The sequence below is a fragment of the Aurantimonas sp. A3-2-R12 genome, from assembly GCF_036016755.1.
Taxonomy (GTDB): Bacteria; Pseudomonadota; Alphaproteobacteria; order Rhizobiales; family Rhizobiaceae; genus Aurantimonas; species Aurantimonas coralicida_A.
The window spans coordinates 71891-87805 of sequence record NZ_JAYXIH010000003.1 but is presented as its reverse complement, the minus strand read 5'-3'; the positions used below and the strand labels follow the sequence as shown (position 1 = coordinate 87805).

Sequence of the window (15915 nt, the reverse complement as noted above, 5' to 3'; positions counted from 1 at the left end):
CCGGTGACGAAACAAGCGCTTCGTTCAAACTTCGGCCATTCTTATGCTGTTTCAGATTCCGACGAATTCGGAGGGGAACGGCCTTGCATCATCGTGTCACGGCAGGCGTTCTGGGGATCGCCGCTGCCTTACTGGGCACCGGGGCTGCCTCGGCCCATCCGCACGTCTTCGCCGAGGCAAAGATCGAAATCGTCGGCACCCCGGACGGTCAGCTTGCGGCGATCCGCAACATCTGGCGCATGGATGAGCTATTTTCCTCCTCGGTGATCGTCGATTTCGACAAGAACGCCAACGGCACCCTCGACGACGACGAACTCGCCGAGGTCGGAGCGACCGTCAAGGAATCGATCGCCGAGTGGAATTTCTACACCTTCGTGGAAGCCGGCGGCCGCGACGTGACGATGGCGCCGCCGGACGAAATCCTCATGCTTTGGGAGAACAACCAGCTTTTGATGTTCTTCGAGATGAAGGCCGGCGAACCGGTCGACCTCGCCAAGGACAAGCTGACGGTCTCCAACTTCGACGAAACCTTTTTCGTCGCCTTCGACTTTGCCAGCGAAGGCGATTTCCAGCTCGTCGACATGCCGAAGATCTGCGTGAAGAAATTCCTCGTGCCGGACGAGGACGAAGCCGCCAAGCAGTGGCTGGCGTCGGTTGCGACGCTGGCCCCGGACGAAACGATTCCCGACGACGGCGTCAACTATTCCAAGGTCCTGGCGGCCCGGCTGGAGGTGACATGCGCGCCCGCGAGCTGATTGGCCTCGGCACCGTGCTTGTTTTCGCGGCCGTCTTGATCGCCGAGCCGGCCCTGGCCAAATCCTCGCTCGGAATCGGCAGCGCCGAGGTGACCGCGCAACCGTCCGGCGGTCTCTTCGGTCCGATCTTCACCCAGATCGCCAGCTATCAGCGCGAGTTCTTCACCGCGCTGCGTCAGGCCCTGATCCAATTGAAACAGGATGGCTCGGCGTTGCCCTTCCTGGTCGGCCTGTCCTTTGCCTACGGGGTGTTCCACGCCGCCGGTCCCGGCCACGGCAAGGCGGTGATCTCGTCCTACATGCTAGCCAACGAGGTGGAGCTGCGCCGGGGAATCCTGTTGTCCTTCGTCTCGTCGTTGCTGCAGGCGGTGTCGGCGCTCGCGCTGGTCGGGGTCGGCTGGTACGTGCTGCGCGGCACCGCGGTGTCGATGACCGACGCGACCGACGCGCTGGAAATCGCCTCCTATGCGCTCATCGTCCTCTTCGGGGCGTGGCTTTTGACCCGCAAGCTGTTGCGTCTGGTCAGTAGTGGGCGACGCACAGCCGGAGCGCTGGCCTTCGCGCCGGCGCGCCTTGCGAAAAAGCAGGCCGATGCGGCGGGGGGGCTCGCTTTCGCCGCGCCCGGCGCGGGTGCCAGGGGAGGGTCGCCGTTGATGCGGCCTGCTTCGGCGGCGTTCGCGCCCGGAACCTGCACCGACGATGACGATACCTGCGGCTGCGGTCGGGCGCATATTCCCAACCCCAAAGATCTCGGCGGGCGGATGACGCTCGGCACGGCCGCCGCGGCGGTGTTCGCGGTCGGGTTGCGCCCGTGTTCCGGCGCGATCGTGGTCCTGACTTTCGCCCTGATCAATAGTCTTTATCTCGGCGGCATCCTGTCGGTTTTCGCCATGGCGATCGGGACAGCGCTCACCGTGTCCGCGATCGCTTGCGTCGCCGTTTTCGCCAAGGGGTTTGCGTTGAAAGCTAGCGGTGGTGGAACGCTCGGCCGGGCCGTAGGGACCACACTGGAAATCGTCGGCGCTCTGTTTCTGGTGATTGTCGGCCTGCTGTTGCTCGGCGGCGCGCTGCAGACAGCTTAAGCATGAAGAGAGCTGGCCGGTACCGGGATCGTTTCCGACCAGCAGGCAGCTTGAGCGATACGGGCGATAGAAAGTCTTAACCGACTCTGTCTTACCCTTCGGAAGCGAGATGCCACTGAAGGTTGTAGGACTCGAATATGCCTCATGCTGTCGGAATCCAGGACGTTGCCGCAGGATCGAGTATGCCGCGCGGCTCGGGTGTCCATAGGTTCCACTGGCAGGCGAAATGACGTCGATTTCGGTCCGCCGGCGCGATGAGGTCATTATCGCGCGCCAGCAGGCCAAGCTGGATGCCCAGGCATTGCTGATCAAACAGCAGACTGCTGCCCTTGCGCATAGCCGGAAAATCTTCGAGCGGGCCTCCGCCGCTGCCCGCATCGGTGTCTGGGAATGCAACCTTGAGGACCAGACGTTGGTGTGGACGGATGTCGTCTACGACATCTTCGAGCTTCCACGCGGATCGGCGCTGGATCGGACCGAGATCCTGGAATGTTATCCGCAGGCTTCGCGCAAGACGCTCGAGATGTTGCGAAGTCGGGCGCTCGAAGAGCGCAGCGGGTTCAGTCTCGACGCCGAGATCACCACGATGAAAGGTCGGCTTCGCTGGATTCGGATCACCGCCACCGTCGAGTGCGACGACGACGACGCCGCCGTCCGCATCTTCGGGATGAAGCAGGATATCACCGAAGAGAAAATCATTTCGGACCAGATGCGGTATCTGGCGGAGTTCGACGTGATGACCGGGCTGCGTAACCGGAGCCAGTTCCAGTCCAGGCTTTCAGATATCTCCGGGTGCGAGGCCGACCGTAATCCGATCGGTGCCCTCATGCTGGTCGACCTTGACGGGTTCAAGCAGGTCAATGACACCTATGGTCATGCGCTCGGCGACCAGTGCCTGACGGAGGTCGCTCAGCGGCTTGGGAAAGCCTGTCGCGAGGCAGAGCTTGTTGCACGGATCGGCGGTGATGAGTTCGGGGTCCTGCTCGGGGCTCATCTCGATCAGCGCGCGATCGAGGAACTCGCCGGGACCATTGTGGCGGCTCTCAGCAGGCCTGTCGATCGTTGCGGCCATTCGCTCGAACTCGGCGCCTCGGTCGGCATCGCCCGCGTCGATGCATGGACGCCGTCCGAGCTGTTCATCCATGCCGACGCCGCCCTCTACGCCGCCAAGGCCGCGGGCCGAAACACGTTCCGCATGTTCGAGCCGGCCATGATGCAAACGACCGCGGACCCTGCGCCGCCGCCTGGTGCCGCTGCCCCGATCAGGCTGATGGGAACCGATCGCCGGGGCTTTCGGCGGGCGTGCCCAGGCTGAGACAGGCGGTTTGGGTTGGGCCGGACGAGGCGGAGGTTTCGCCCCCGACACCGACGCGTCCCTTTCGTTCGAACGCCGGAGAGTCGATCGTGTCGATGCAATCGGACCGGATCGATCCGCTTTCACCGTAACGCGCGAAGGTCTGCGCCACCGTCTTAGCGGCGATCGGCTAGCCGCCCCGGCCGGCGGTATAATCCCGGCAGGCGTCGCCGAAGGCCTTGAAGATCGCGGCGGAGGTCTTGTCGGTTTCGGCCCAGTATTCGGGATGCCATTGGACCCCGAGCGCGAAGGCGCGGGCTGGTTGGACGGAGACGGCCTCGACCGTCCCGTCGGACGCCGTCGCCTCGACGGTCAGGCCGTCGGCAAGACGGTCGATCGCCTGACGATGCACCGAATTCACCTGAATTTCGGGCTTTCCGACAATGCCGGCAAGCATCCCGCCGGGCGTAACCGCGACCGGATGACGGATGGCGAAGCGTTCGCGCTGTTCCTTGTTCGGTATTGCCCGGTGATCCATGCGGCCTTCGATCTCCTGGATTTCCGTGGCCAGGGTTCCGCCGAGCGCGACATTGAGTTCCTGATGCCCACGACAGATGCAGAGCAGCGGCACCCCCTTGTCGATCGCGCCGCGGATCAGCGCCTCGGTCAGCCGGTCGCGATCCGGATCGAAGGGTTCGTGCGCCTGGCTCGGCGGCACGCCGTAACGATCCGGATGCACGTTTGACGCCGAGCCTGTCAGCATCAGGCCATCCACACGGTCGAGCAGTGCCGCGACCTCGAACTCGCTCGACAGCGCCGGCACAATGATCGGCAGAGCTTCGGCAACACGGGTCAGCGCCTTCAGATAGGTGTCCGGCGTCGCGTGCCAGCGATAATTGTCGAAGTCGCGGACGTCGGCGGGGACGGCGACGAGGATCGGAACGGCGGACATGAATGGCTGCTTTCTTCGATGTGTCTTGGCGGTGCCGATGTAGGAAGCCGCCGCGCGATTGTCGATCCGCTATGCCAAGGCTGGCCTGTGGAGCAGCTGAACGCGCAATTCATCGTACATCTGGCTTATTATAAGTAATTATTGTAATTTACATTGCACGCCAAGTTTTCTTTACCTGAAAGGTCGGATGTTCTAGCGTTTTTCCCTGCCCGCCGCGAATTTGGGTGAACGCCGGAAAGCCGGCGGCCGTCGCGGCGGTCGAGCATGGGAGGATATTTTCTTGGATCGTCGTTCATTCATCAAGAAGGCCGGGGGAGTCGGGCTCGGCGCCGCCGCCGCTTCGACGCTGGCCGCGCCCGCCATCGCGCAGGAAAACCCCAAGATTACGTGGCGTTGCACGTCCTCGTTCCCGAAGTCGCTGGACACGATCTATGGCGGCGCCGAGACGATGGCGAATTATATCAAGGGATCGACCGACGGCCAGTTCGACGTCCAGGTGTTCGCTGGCGGGGAGATCGTTCCGGGCCTGCAGGCTGCCGATGCCGCGGCCGCTGGCACGGTCGAGATGGCCCATACCGCGTCGTATTACTACTGGGGCAAGGATCCGGTCTACGCGCTCGGCACCGCGGTGCCGTTCGGCCTCAACGCCCGTCAGACCAACGCCTGGTTCTACTATGGCGACGGCGACAAGCTGATGAACGAGTTCTACGCCACTCAGGGGCTCTACGGACTGCCCTGCGGCAATACCGGCGTGCAGATGGGCGGCTGGTACCGCAAGGAGATCAATACGCTCGAGGATCTCAAGGGTCTCAAGATCCGGATCGGCGGCATGGGCGGCAAGATCATCGAGAAGCTCGGCGTGGTGCCGCAGCAGATCGCCGGCGGCGACATCTATCCCTCGCTGGAGAAAGGCGTCATCGACGCGGCCGAATGGGTCGGGCCTTACGACGACGAGAAGCTCGGCTTCTACAAGGTCGCGCCGTACTACTACTATCCCGGCTGGTGGGAAGGCGGACCGGCACTCGCCACGATGGTCAATCTCGACAAGTGGAACGAATTGCCGAAGCACTACCAGGAGGTTGTGCGCTCGGCCTGCCAAGCCGCGAATGCCGACATGATGGCCTCCTACGACTTCAAGAATCCCGCCGCGATCCGGCGACTGGTGCAGAACGGCGCCCAGCTGCGCCCGTTCAGCCAGGAGATCCTGCAGGCCTCCTACGACGCGGCCAAGGAGACCTATGCCGAGATTTCCGCCGAGAATCCGAAGTTCAAGGAGATCTACGAGAACCAGCTGGCGTTCAAGAAGGACGCCTATCTATGGGCGCAGCTGTCGGAGTACACCTTCGATACCTTCATGATGATCCAGCAGCGCAACGGCACGATGTAGCCGCCCAATCGTTATCGGCAAGCAGCGATCCCGGGGCGACGCCTCGGGATTTTTTGTTGAAGAAGAGGCGGCGGCGCGAGAGACTGTCTTGCACTTCCGTCACTGATGCTTACGGTTCTCAGGAACGGGGGCGGGAAAATCCGGCCTGCGAGGACGCATGCCGACTGCGAGGCGGTGCTTACATTTTCGGGAGACATCCATGGACAGACGCGCATTCATCGGCGGCGCCGCCAAGGGCGCATTGGGTGCCGGCGCACTTGGTGCGGGAGCGGCCACTCTGGCCGCGCCGGCCATCGCTCAGGAAAAGCCCAAGGTCAACTGGCGCTGCATCTCGTCGTTTCCCAAGTCCGTCGACACGATCTTCGGCGCCTCGGAATTATTGGTGCGCTATGTGAAAGAGGCGAGCGACGGCCAGTTCGACATCCAATTGTTCGCGGCCGGCGAGATCGTTCCGGGCGGGCAGGTGCTCGACGCGGTGGAAAACGGCACCGTCCAGATGGGCCACACCGCCTCCTATTATTATGTCGGCAAAAACCCGGCCTTTGCCTTCGGCACCGCCGTGCCGTTCGGCCTCAACGCCCGCCAGCTCAACGCCTGGTTCTACGAGGGCGGCGGCAACGACATGTTGAACGAATTCTATGCCAAGTCTGGAGTTTACGCCTTGCCGGCGGGCAACACCGGTGCCCAGATGGGCGGCTGGTACCGCAAGGAAATCAACACGCTCGACGATCTGAAGGGGCTGAAGCTGCGGATCGCCGGTCTTGCCGGCAAGGTCGTGGAAAAACTCGGCGTGGTTCCGCAGCAGATCCCGGCGGGCGACATCTATACGGCGCTGGAGCGCGGCACCCTCGACGCGGTCGAGTTCGTCGGCCCCTATGACGACGAGCGGCTCGGCTTCTACAAGGTGGCGAAGTACTATTATTACCCGGCCTGGTGGGAGGGCGGCGCGGCACTCCACATGATGTTCAACCTCGAACAGTGGAACGCGCTGCCGAAGGCGTATCAGGCGATGCTGGAATCGGCCTGCCAGGCGATCAATGCATCGATGCTCGCTTCATACGATTACCGCAATCCCGCCGCGCTCCGGCGGCTCGTCGCCGAGGGCGCGCAATTGCGGCCGTTCAGCCAGGACATCATGAACGCGAGCTTCGAGGCGGCGAAAGAGGTCCATGACGAGATCTCGGCATCGAACGAGGACTATCGGACGTTGCTGGAAAGCCAGAACGCCTTCAAGCAGGACGCCTATCTGTGGGCACAACTCTCCGAATACACGTTCGATACGTTCATGATGATCAAGCAGCGCGAGGGCGCGCTCTGAATACAGCGCCGGTCCAGGCGAAAACGGCACTGGCCCGGGGATGATTTCGTCCCGAACCGCTCTTGGAGCTGTGTTGGCCCTCTCGATCGCCGGGCGCTTTTGCCGAATCAATCCGCGGTCGCGGGCTCCGAACGCCGGGCGATCTGTCGCCCGCTACTGGCCTCCCGAAATTCGCCCGGCGTGACGCCGAAACACCGCTTGAACGCCCTGTAGAAGGCTGAGAGCTCGCTGTAGCCGCTCGCAGACGCGATCGCTTCGATGCTTCGGTTAGTGTCGGAGAGAAGGCCACGAGCGAAATCCATGCGCCGTTCACGTAGCATCGTCGAAAACGCCGTGTCGTGGCGCAGCATCACCCGCTGGACATAGCGACTCGACAAGCCGAGGCGCCGGGAAATACGGGACAGGCCGAACTCGGCATCGGCCAGCGATCGATCGATTTCCAGCTCGATGATCCGAAAGGCGACCGCCCAGCGGTCGTCGATGGAATCGGGACGATCGTCTCGCAGAATGACCGATACGAGGCATTCCGCGACGCTGACGAGCAGCGACAGTTCGGCGTCGCCGGCTGTGGCAAAGCTGCCGTCCAAGGCGCGGAAGGTCGAACACAGCACGTCGTGCAGACGGTGTGCCTTCAGCCGCTCGGGTGCCAAACGGCAGCGCTGGTAATCGTTCGGTTTCATGTCGGCAAGCGGCAAGGCCAGCTTGACACCCCGGTAGTCCTCGCCGGTGCGCCCGAGATGAAACGGCGCGCGGCTGTCGGCGGCGAACAGCCGGCCTGGCGGAATCACCGCGTCGATGTCGTCGAACACGATCCGGCGACCTCCCGTGACCATATAACTGACATGGATTTCTTCCGGATCGAAGCTCCTGATGTCGGAACGGGTCCGGCTGGCCGAGTGGCTCGGCGCTTCGATGACATGCGCTGACTTCGCTCCGCATCGGTGCGACAGCACGCGCGTGCGAAAACCCTCCGCACTGTCCAGCCTCTCCGGCGTCACACAGATCACGTTGCTGCGGACGTTCTGGTAGAAAAGCTCGAATTGTCGCCGAGGTTCGACCTGTGACGAATCGAATACCACACGAGACATGGGCCAGCCCTCCCGCGATCTGCATCCATTGCCGTCGCGAACTCCGATCGTCCGAAGCTAACACACCGTAAGCGCCGATCGGATGCCGCTCACACGACCGTGTTGCATTTTGATCGCAGCGTCGAGCGGGCGGTTACGGCTGTGGCGTCTGGCGCGACAAGACAATGACTTTGTCGCCTGCGGGCAAAGACGACATCGATCCTCCGTTCCTAGGCTCGGTTTCGCTGCGAAATCGGTCGCTTGGCCGTTGTCGGCGTCAATCGGAGGGGAAGGGAAATTCCAATGTACGGCCAGACGAAGGACGAGACGAGAGGGATCATGACCTGGGCGAGAACATCCGTTGCCGCGGCAGCGCTGTTCGCGCTGTTTCCCATGCAAACGGCCGCGGCGGGCAGCGCCGACGAGATCCGCGCCATGCGGGCGCAGATGGCGACGATGGCCAAGCGGATCGAGCAGCTGGAGACGCAGCAGGCGGGGACCCGAAAGGACGTCGAAGCCAACAAGAGCGCAGGCTTCAGGCCGGGCAGCAAGCTGGGCACCTTCCTGTTGCCCGGCACCGACACCGAGGTCGAGATCTCCGGCTATGTCAAAGGCGATTTCATCTATGACGTCGACGAAGCCACCGGCGACGTGTTCGTCCCCGAAGCCATCTCCACGTCGGGGCCCGACGAGCAGCGCTTCCGGGCCCATGCCCGTCAGAGCCGGCTTGCCGTCAAGACCAGTACGCCGACCGCCTGGGGGCCGCTGAAGACCCATGTGGAAGGCGATTTCTTCGGCGGTGGAGGCAACGAGGTGTTCTCCAATTCGAGCCCGTTCCGGTTGCGCCATGCCTATGGCACCGTCGGTCCGGTTCTGGTCGGCCAGACCTGGAGCAATTTCATGCCGATCGAAAGCTACCCGACGACTGTCGACTTCAACGGTCCTGCCGGTATTCCTTTCATCCGCCAGGCTCAGTTTCGTTATACGACGCCGATCTACGATAGGCTGAAATTTTCCGCTTCGGTGGAGAACTCCGAATTCAGCGGCCGCAACGCGGCGGGGCCGATTTCCGAAAGCATCAATCTCGGTATTCGCGCCGGCGTCGATGTCGCGCCAGACGTTACCGCCGCGCTGACCTATGCCGACGACTGGGGGCTGATCAAGTTGGCCGGCGTCGGCCGCTATCTCGGTTCGCCGAACAGCATCGGCGACGACGAGCTTGGCTGAGGCGTCAATGTGTCCGGCAACGCGGGTATTTGGGAGGGCGGCAAGCTGCTGGGCTCGTTTACTTATGGGGATGGCGTCGGACGCTACCTCGTCAACGGCTTCGGGCAGGACGCCTTCGTCGACGCGGCCGGTAACGTGAACACGATCGAAGCCTATGGCGTCACCGCCGGCCTCAGCCAGCAGTTGACGGAGCAGCTTTCCGCCGGCCTCGTCTTCGGCCGCACGGAGTTCATGGACACCTTCGCGCCCACCGATCTGGAGAGCGTCGACACCGTGCATGGCTCGCTGTTCTGGAAGCCGATCGAGGGTATCACCTATGGGGGCGAAGTGATCTGGGGCGATCGGCAGGATGCCAGCGGCGCCAACGACGACGCTGTCCGGCTGCAGGCCTCCGTGCAAATGGATTTCTAGCACGACCCCGGGGCGGGACTGTCGCCGCCGGTTGGTGCCGGTGGTGTTCACGCTGTCGAAAATAGGCCCGGGACGACAAACCGTCCCGGGCCTTTTCCTTGTCCGCTGTCCCGCCGACAGACCTATTGGAACGCGGGCGGTTGCGACAGATCGACAGGTGCGTTTCCTTCGGTCGGCGGCGCGGGGGCGGTCGCGTCGGGCGCCGACGCCGTCCCTGAGGCGGTGCCGGGCAATCCGAGCGGCGGCAGGCCGAACGCATTGTTGGACTGCCCCGACCCCGAGTTGCCGCCGAGCGGAGGCAGACTCATGCCTCCTTCGCCGCCGAAAGTGGGAATTTGCAGGCGGAATTCCGCCGGGTCCATCGGCGGCCTGACGTCTCCCTTGTACCGCGTGACCAACCCCGGAAACGCCATGACGATGGCAATCATCAACGCGTTGATGAGGATGAACGGCAGCGCCCCCTTGTAGATCGCCGGGGTACTCACCCCGTCGATAGTGCGGCCGGAGACCTTGTCGAACCATGCGCCGGATGGCGCGATCGAGCGCAGATAGAACAGCGAGAAGCCGAAGGGCGGCGTCAGGAAGGAGGTCTGCAGGTTGATGCCGATCAGCACGCCGAACCAGATCAGGTCGATGCCGAGCGTCTCCGCGACGGGAGCGAGCAAGGGGATCAGGATGAAGGCGATCTCGAAGAAATCGAGGAAGCAGCCGAGAATGAAGATAAGGATCGAGACGGCGATCAGGAAGCCGTATTCGTCGCCGGGGATCGCCAGCAGCAACTCCTCGATCCAGATATTGCCGTTGATGCCGTAAAAGGTCAGGCCGAAGACGCGCGCCCCGATCAGAATGAAGAGGACGAATGCGGATAGCTTGGCCGTGGACTCCAGTGCCTGCGTCAGAACCTTGAGCGTGAGCCGACCCTTGCTGAAAGCCATGGCCAGTGCGCCGGTCGCGCCCATCGCGCCGCCCTCGGTCGGGGTGGCGATGCCGAGAAAGATGGTGCCGAGAACGAGAAAGATCAGCGCCAGCGGCGGAATCAGCACGATGACCACCTGCTGGGCCAGCCGCGACAACAGGCCGAGGCCGAAAGCGCGGTTCAACAGCGCGACGGCGTAGGCGACGCCGACACCCGTCGTCACCGCCCAGACATCGCGGACTTCGTCGCGAAAACCGGCGAAGACCGTGTACCAGGTCACGACGGTAATGATGACCGCCGCGAGCAGAATGGCGATCAGCGACCAGACGCCGCCACCGAGTGTGCGCGCCTCAGGCGGGAGTGCCGGTGCTGCGTCAGGCCGCATGATCGTCACCGCGAAAGTGTAGAGAAGATACAGCCCGATCATCAGCAGCGCCGGATAGAGCGCGCCGACATACATGTCTCCGACCGAGCGACCGAGCTGGTCGGCCATGACGATGAGCACCAGCGACGGCGGCACGATCTGCGCGAGCGTGCCGGAGGCGGCGATCGTCCCGGTGGCGAAGGACCGGTCGTAGCCGTAGCGCAGCATGATCGGCAGCGAGATCAGCCCCATGGCGATGACAGAGGCGGCGACGACGCCGGTGGTGGCGGCCAGCAGCGCGCCGACGAGGACCGCGGCGTAACCGAGGCCGCCGCGCACCGGGCCGAAGAGTTGCCCGATCGTCTCCAGCAGATCCTCGGCCATGCGCGAGCGTTCGAGAACCAATCCCATGAAGGTGAAGAACGGCACGGCCAAAAGGGTGTCGTTCGACATGATCCCGAAGACCCGATCCGGCTGCGCGCCGAGCAGGGTCCAGAACAGCGTGATCTGCGGCGACAGTTCGGAGAACTCGACACCGATGACGAAGTAGAACAGGCCGCCCGCGGCGAGGGTGAAGGCGACCGGGTAACCGAGCAGCAGCATCGCCATAACGCTGACGAACATGATCGGCGCGAGGTTGTGCGCGAGAAACTCAATCATCGCGCCGCACCCGCTGGTCGTCGCGAGTGGCCTGGATTCCTTCGTCTTCCATCTCGAGAACATCCTCGACAGCGGGCGGTAGATCGTGGTGTGGCGATGGTTCCTCGATTACGCCGCGGAGGACGGCGATCCGTTTGATGATCTCGGAGAGCGCCTGGGCGAGAAGGAGAATGAAGCCCGCGAGAATCAGCGCCTTGGCCGGCCAGATGATCAGTCCGCCGGCATTCGCCGACACCTCCTGCTGGCGGTAGGAGAGCTGGACGTAAGGAATGGCGAGATAGACCATCAGCCCGGCGAAAGGCAGCAGGAACAGGACGTGGCAGACCAGATCGATCCAGTCGCGCGTTCGTTTCGACAGATGCGCCGCGACGACGTCGATGCGCACATGCTCGTTGACCTTGAGCGTCCAGGCCGCGGCCAGGAGGAAAACCGCACCGAACAGGTACCATTGCAGTTCGAGCCAGGCGTTGGAGCTCATGTCGAATGCCTTGCGCATGACGGCGTTGCCGGCGCTGACGAGAACCGCGACGAGGATGAGCCAAGAGACGGCGCGACCAAGAAAGGTCGTCAGCCAGTCGATGCCGCGCGAAAAAGCCATGAGAGCCGACATCCGGCACGATCCTCCCCTGGTGCCCCCGGATGCTTCGGTCGCGCTCGCGGTTCGAACGCGGCGAAGAACGCCATGTCATCCCGTTCCGGACAGCGCCGATGGCGCCGCGATCCGCAAGTTCGGGCCAGCAGTTCCGGCGCCGGGAAGTCGGTCGTGGTTAAGTAATTTCGGGGCCTTGTGCAAGGGCGCGAGCCGCGTCGCGCCGCGCTTCACCTCCACCGGACAGCCACGGTCACCGCGTCGAGGAGTAGGATCGTTGCGCGCCACAGCCGGTTCGTCACGGGAACGTGAGGAAAAACCTTTGACGTCGGCCCCCTCGCGCCTCAAAACGGTAAGGAAGACAAAGCGCTTGGGATGACGGCCGCAGGCGTGGCTCGCATCCTCCTTGGGAGGACATTCGCTCCATGATCGACCGCTCGGTTTCGCTCGACGACAAGTATGATCTCACCGTTCCGAACGTTTTCCTCTCCGGGACGCAGGCGATCGTGCGTCTGGCGCTGATGCAGGCGGAGCGCGACCGGCTCGCCGGGCTCGATACGGCGGCCTACGTCACCGGCTACCGCGGTTCGCCGCTCGGCGGCCTCGACCAGCAGTTCGCCCGCGCGAAAGCAGTGCTCGAGCGGCACAAGATCGTCTTCGAGCCGGGTTTGAACGAGGATCTGGCAGCGACGGCACTATGGGGCACGCAGCAGGCCGAAATCCGCGGTGAGGGTCGCCACGACGGCGTTTTCGGCATCTGGTACGGTAAGGGGCCGGGCGTCGACCGGTCCGGCGATGCGTTCCGCCACGCCAATCTGGCAGGTACGTCGAGGAACGGCGGCGTCCTCGCGCTGATGGGCGACGATCACACCTGCGAATCCTCGACCACGGCGCATCAGTCGGAGTTCGCCTTCGTCGACGCGATGATCCCGATCTTCAACCCGGCCGGCGTCCAGGAAATCCTCGACTACGGCCTCATTGCCTTCGCCCTGTCGCGCTTCTCGGGCCTGTGGACGGCGATGAAATGCGTCAAGGACAACATCGAATCGACCGCAACGGTGCGCTCCGATTTCGATCGCGTCGCCGTCAGCCTGCCCGACTTCGCCATGCCGCCGGGCGGTCTCAATATCCGCCGTGCAGCCCACCCGCTGGAGCAGGAGGCGCTGCTCCACGACTTCAAGCTGCCGGCCGCGCGCGCGTTTCTCGCCGCGAACCGGCTCGACCGGATCGCCCATTCGGGGGGGCGGAGCCCGAAGATCGGCATTCTGTCGCTGGGCAAATCCTGGCTCGACGTCGAGCAGGCGCTGTCGAGCCTCGGGATCGACAAGGTCGCGGCGGCAAATTTCGGCATCAGGCTCGGCAAGATCGGCGTTCCCTGGCCGCTCGACGCCGATTTTATCCGCCGTTTCGCCGACGGGCTCGAGCAGGTGATCGTGGTCGAGGAAAAGCGCGGCCTGGTCGAGCCGCAGATCAAGGAAATTCTCTACGGCACGGCCAATGCACCCGCGATTGTCGGCAAAGTCGACGAACAGGGTGCGACGCTGTTTTCGCCGAAGGCATCGCTCGACTCCAACGACATCGCCGTCGCGATCGGCCGCCGGGTCCTCGCCCGCACGCCGCAAGAGCAACTCGTCGCGCGGGTCGCAAGCCTCCAAACCCTGACCAGCACGTCCGCGAAGATGTCCGAGATCGCCGTCCGCACGCCGTATTTCTGCGCCGGCTGTCCGCATAACACCTCGACGCGGGTGCCGGAGGGATCGCGCGCCTATGCCGGTATCGGCTGCAGCTACATGGCGCTGTGGATGGATCGCGCGACGGAAGGCTTCACCCAGATGGGCGGCGAGGGCGCCAATTGGGTCGGCGAGCACCATTTCTCTACCCGCGGCCACGTTTTCCAGAATCTCGGCGACGGCACCTACAACCATTCCGGCGCGCTGGCGCTGCGGGCGGCGGCGGCCTCTGGCGCCACCATCACCTACAAGATCCTTTATAACGACGCCGTCGCGATGACCGGCGGGCAGCCGCATGAGGGCGGGCTGACCGTCGCGGCGATCGCCAATCAGATAACCGGCGAGGGCGCCAGGAAGCTTGCGATTGTCTCCGACGATCCCGACAAGCACCGGGGCGATCCGCGACTGCCGGCGAGTGCGACGATCCATCACCGCTCCGACCTCGATGCGGTGCAGCGCGACCTGGCCGCGACCGAGGGGCTGACGGTGCTGATCTACGACCAGACCTGTGCCGCCGAAAAGCGCCGCCGCCGCAAGCGCGGCAAATTTCCCGATCCGAACCGGCGCGTCGTCATCAACGAGCGGGTCTGCGAAGGCTGCGGCGATTGCGGCGTCCAGTCCAATTGCGTCGCGGTGACGGCGGTCGAAACCGAGTTTGGCCGCAAACGGCAGATCGACCAGTCGGCCTGCAACAAGGATTTCTCCTGCCTTGAGGGGTTCTGCCCGTCCTTCGTGACGGTCCACGGCGGCCAGTTGCAGAAGGGCGAGCGTCGCAAGGCCGCCGCTCCCGACGTGCCGGAGCCCGCTTTCGCCGAACTCGATCGATCGATGGGGGTGATCATCACCGGTGTCGGCGGCACCGGCGTCGTCACCATCGGCGCGATCATCGGCATGGCAGCGCATCTCGACGGCAAGGGCGCCGGCATCATCGACATGGCTGGGCTGGCGCAAAAGGGCGGGGCAGTGATGAGCCATGTGCGGATCGCGCCGACCCCGGACGACGTCAAGTCGATCCGGATCGCGGCGGGCGACGCGCGGCTGATCATCGGCTGCGACATGGTGACGGCCGCGTCCGCCAAGGTCCGCTCGGCGATCAGCCGGGGGGCGACCGACGTGGTCGTCAACAGCCACGAGACGCTGTCCGGTGAATTCACCCACAATGTCGATTTCTCGTTTCCGACGCGGCGGCTGCTGACGGCCTTGAGCGAGGCGGCTGGCACTGAGCGCACCCATGTGGCGGATGCCGACAAGATCGCGGTCGCGCTGTTCGGCGACGCCATATTTGCCAACATGCTCATGCTGGGCTTGGCCTGGCAGACCGGCGCGCTGCCGGTTTCGCGCGCCGCGATCCGACGGGCGCTGGAGATGAACGGCGTCGCGGTGGAGGCCAATCTCGACGCGTTTGAATGGGGGCGGGCGATTGCTTACGATCCGGCGAACAGCCCGGCGACCGAGGCCGAGTACGCGGCGTCGTCCGGACTCGACCACAGGCGGCTTTCCGAAACCCTGGACGAAGCGATCGCGCGGCGGGAAAAGGAACTCGCCGCCTATCAGAACGACGCCTATGCCGAGATCTATCGAAACCGCGTCGCGGCGATCCGGGCCGCCGAGGCCAAGGTCACGCCGAACCGCAGTGAACTGACGGACGCGGCGGCGCGGCAGCTCTATCGGATGATGGCCGTCAAGGACGAATACGAGGTGGCGCGGCTTTACACCGATGGCGGCTTCGCCGCGCAACTCGGCGAGCGGTTCTCTGGATACGACCGGCTGGAGTTCCATCTGGCGCCGCCGATCATGGGCGAGGACGGGCCGAACGGCCGGCCGAAAAAACGCGCCTTTGGCCCGAGGATGATGATCGGCTTCAAGCTCCTGGCGGCGATGAAGCGGCTGCGCGGGACGCCCTTCGATCCGTTCCGTTTCTCCGCCGAGCGCAGGGCCGAGCGCACCGACCGGGCGCTCTACGAAGCAAGCCTCGATCGCATCCTGGCGAGGCTGTCGTCGGGCAATTACGAAGCGGCTGTGGCATTGGCGCGCTGGCCGGAGACGCTCAAGGGGTTCGGCATCGTTCGCCGGAGCTTCGCGGTAGAGGCCCAAACGCGGCGTAAGGAGGCCGAGGCCGCGTTTATGGGGGTGGAGCGCGTGGCTGAGGCGGCGGAGTAGGGG

At 64.1% G+C, this 15915-nt stretch carries 12 protein-coding genes; 8 read left to right on the top strand and 4 right to left on the bottom strand.

Features of this window, described 5'->3' with window-relative positions:
• The first annotated feature begins 83 nt into the window (after nucleotides 1–83).
• From VSX60_RS02530 to VSX60_RS02520, 3 genes are all read left to right on the top strand, one after another.
• Nucleotides 84–755 carry a DUF1007 family protein gene (locus VSX60_RS02530; RefSeq protein ID WP_327622574.1) on the top strand — a complete coding sequence of 224 codons (672 nt, stop codon included), beginning with the start codon at nucleotides 84–86 and terminating at the stop codon, nucleotides 753–755.
• Nucleotides 737–1837 (top strand): nickel/cobalt transporter, encoded by a 1101-nt coding sequence (locus VSX60_RS02525; protein ID WP_327622573.1) that lies wholly within the window; start codon nucleotides 737–739, stop codon nucleotides 1835–1837. Before VSX60_RS02530 ends, VSX60_RS02525 begins: the two co-directional genes overlap by 19 nt.
• A 226-nt stretch (nucleotides 1838–2063) precedes the next feature.
• Nucleotides 2064–3152 carry a diguanylate cyclase domain-containing protein gene (locus tag VSX60_RS02520; protein WP_327622572.1) on the top strand — a complete coding sequence of 363 codons (1089 nt, stop codon included), beginning with the start codon at nucleotides 2064–2066 and terminating at the stop codon, nucleotides 3150–3152.
• Nucleotides 3153–3321: 169 nt separating this feature from the next.
• Here VSX60_RS02520 and VSX60_RS02515 read toward each other — a convergent pair whose 3' ends face one another.
• Entirely contained in the window at nucleotides 3322–4083 is a 762-nt protein-coding gene (locus VSX60_RS02515; protein ID WP_327622571.1) for a gamma-glutamyl-gamma-aminobutyrate hydrolase family protein, read from the bottom strand.
• Between the two features lie 280 nt (nucleotides 4084–4363).
• Between VSX60_RS02515 and VSX60_RS02510 the strand changes: the two genes are divergently transcribed.
• Nucleotides 4364–5470 (top strand): TRAP transporter substrate-binding protein, encoded by a 1107-nt coding sequence (locus VSX60_RS02510; RefSeq protein ID WP_327622570.1) that lies wholly within the window; start codon nucleotides 4364–4366, stop codon nucleotides 5468–5470.
• A gap of 199 nt (nucleotides 5471–5669) precedes the next feature.
• Complete coding sequence (locus VSX60_RS02505; protein ID WP_327622569.1) at nucleotides 5670–6788, top strand: TRAP transporter substrate-binding protein; 1119 nt, start codon at nucleotides 5670–5672, stop codon at nucleotides 6786–6788.
• Nucleotides 6789–6895: 107 nt separating this feature from the next.
• On the opposite strand, the gene VSX60_RS02500 is transcribed toward VSX60_RS02505, so the two are convergent.
• On the bottom strand, nucleotides 6896–7876 hold the full coding sequence (locus tag VSX60_RS02500; protein ID WP_327622568.1) for a helix-turn-helix transcriptional regulator: 981 nt from the start codon (nucleotides 7874–7876) through the stop codon (nucleotides 6896–6898).
• Nucleotides 7877–8158: 282 nt separating this feature from the next.
• Here VSX60_RS02500 and VSX60_RS02495 point away from each other — a divergent pair, with 282 nt between their 5' ends.
• Together VSX60_RS02495 and VSX60_RS02490 are read left to right on the top strand one after the other, a co-directional pair.
• The gene (locus VSX60_RS02495) at nucleotides 8159–9082 is read left to right on the top strand and encodes a DcaP family trimeric outer membrane transporter (RefSeq protein ID WP_327622567.1); all 924 of its coding nucleotides are present in this window, start codon (nucleotides 8159–8161) and stop codon (nucleotides 9080–9082) included.
• A 9-nt stretch (nucleotides 9083–9091) separates the two neighbouring features.
• Entirely contained in the window at nucleotides 9092–9493 is a 402-nt protein-coding gene (locus VSX60_RS02490; RefSeq protein WP_327622566.1) for a hypothetical protein, read from the top strand.
• Between the two features lie 122 nt (nucleotides 9494–9615).
• Here the strand turns inward: VSX60_RS02490 and VSX60_RS02485 are convergent, their stop codons facing one another.
• Nucleotides 9616–11433: a TRAP transporter large permease gene (locus VSX60_RS02485; RefSeq protein WP_327622565.1), complete on the bottom strand. Its 1818-nt coding sequence runs from the start codon at nucleotides 11431–11433 to the stop codon at nucleotides 9616–9618.
• A complete protein-coding gene (locus tag VSX60_RS02480; RefSeq protein ID WP_327622563.1) occupies nucleotides 11426–12043 on the bottom strand; it encodes a TRAP transporter small permease subunit in 618 nt (205 codons plus the stop codon). The genes VSX60_RS02485 and VSX60_RS02480 overlap by 8 nt, the downstream gene beginning before the upstream one ends.
• A 404-nt stretch (nucleotides 12044–12447) precedes the next feature.
• On the opposite strand from VSX60_RS02480, the gene VSX60_RS02475 reads away from it, so the two are divergent.
• Nucleotides 12448–15912 carry an indolepyruvate ferredoxin oxidoreductase family protein gene (locus VSX60_RS02475; protein WP_442873039.1) on the top strand — a complete coding sequence of 1155 codons (3465 nt, stop codon included), beginning with the start codon at nucleotides 12448–12450 and terminating at the stop codon, nucleotides 15910–15912.
• Nucleotides 15913–15915 lie beyond the last annotated feature (3 nt).

What these genes read in the sequence shown, in the direction of transcription:
- VSX60_RS02515 (WP_327622571.1), bottom strand. Translation starts at nt 4,083, where the DNA reads ATGTCCGCCGTTCCGATCCTCGTCGCCGTCCCCGCCGACGTCCGCGAC.
- VSX60_RS02480 (WP_327622563.1), bottom strand. Translation starts at nt 12,043, where the DNA reads ATGTCGGCTCTCATGGCTTTTTCGCGCGGCATCGACTGGCTGACGACC.
- VSX60_RS02525 (WP_327622573.1), top strand. Translation starts at nt 737, where the DNA reads ATGCGCGCCCGCGAGCTGATTGGCCTCGGCACCGTGCTTGTTTTCGCG.
- VSX60_RS02505 (WP_327622569.1), top strand. Translation starts at nt 5,670, where the DNA reads ATGGACAGACGCGCATTCATCGGCGGCGCCGCCAAGGGCGCATTGGGT.
- VSX60_RS02495 (WP_327622567.1), top strand. Translation starts at nt 8,159, where the DNA reads ATGTACGGCCAGACGAAGGACGAGACGAGAGGGATCATGACCTGGGCG.
- VSX60_RS02475 (WP_442873039.1), top strand. Translation starts at nt 12,448, where the DNA reads ATGATCGACCGCTCGGTTTCGCTCGACGACAAGTATGATCTCACCGTT.
- VSX60_RS02485 (WP_327622565.1), bottom strand. Translation starts at nt 11,433, where the DNA reads ATGATTGAGTTTCTCGCGCACAACCTCGCGCCGATCATGTTCGTCAGC.
- VSX60_RS02520 (WP_327622572.1), top strand. Translation starts at nt 2,064, where the DNA reads ATGACGTCGATTTCGGTCCGCCGGCGCGATGAGGTCATTATCGCGCGC.
- VSX60_RS02500 (WP_327622568.1), bottom strand. Translation starts at nt 7,876, where the DNA reads ATGTCTCGTGTGGTATTCGATTCGTCACAGGTCGAACCTCGGCGACAA.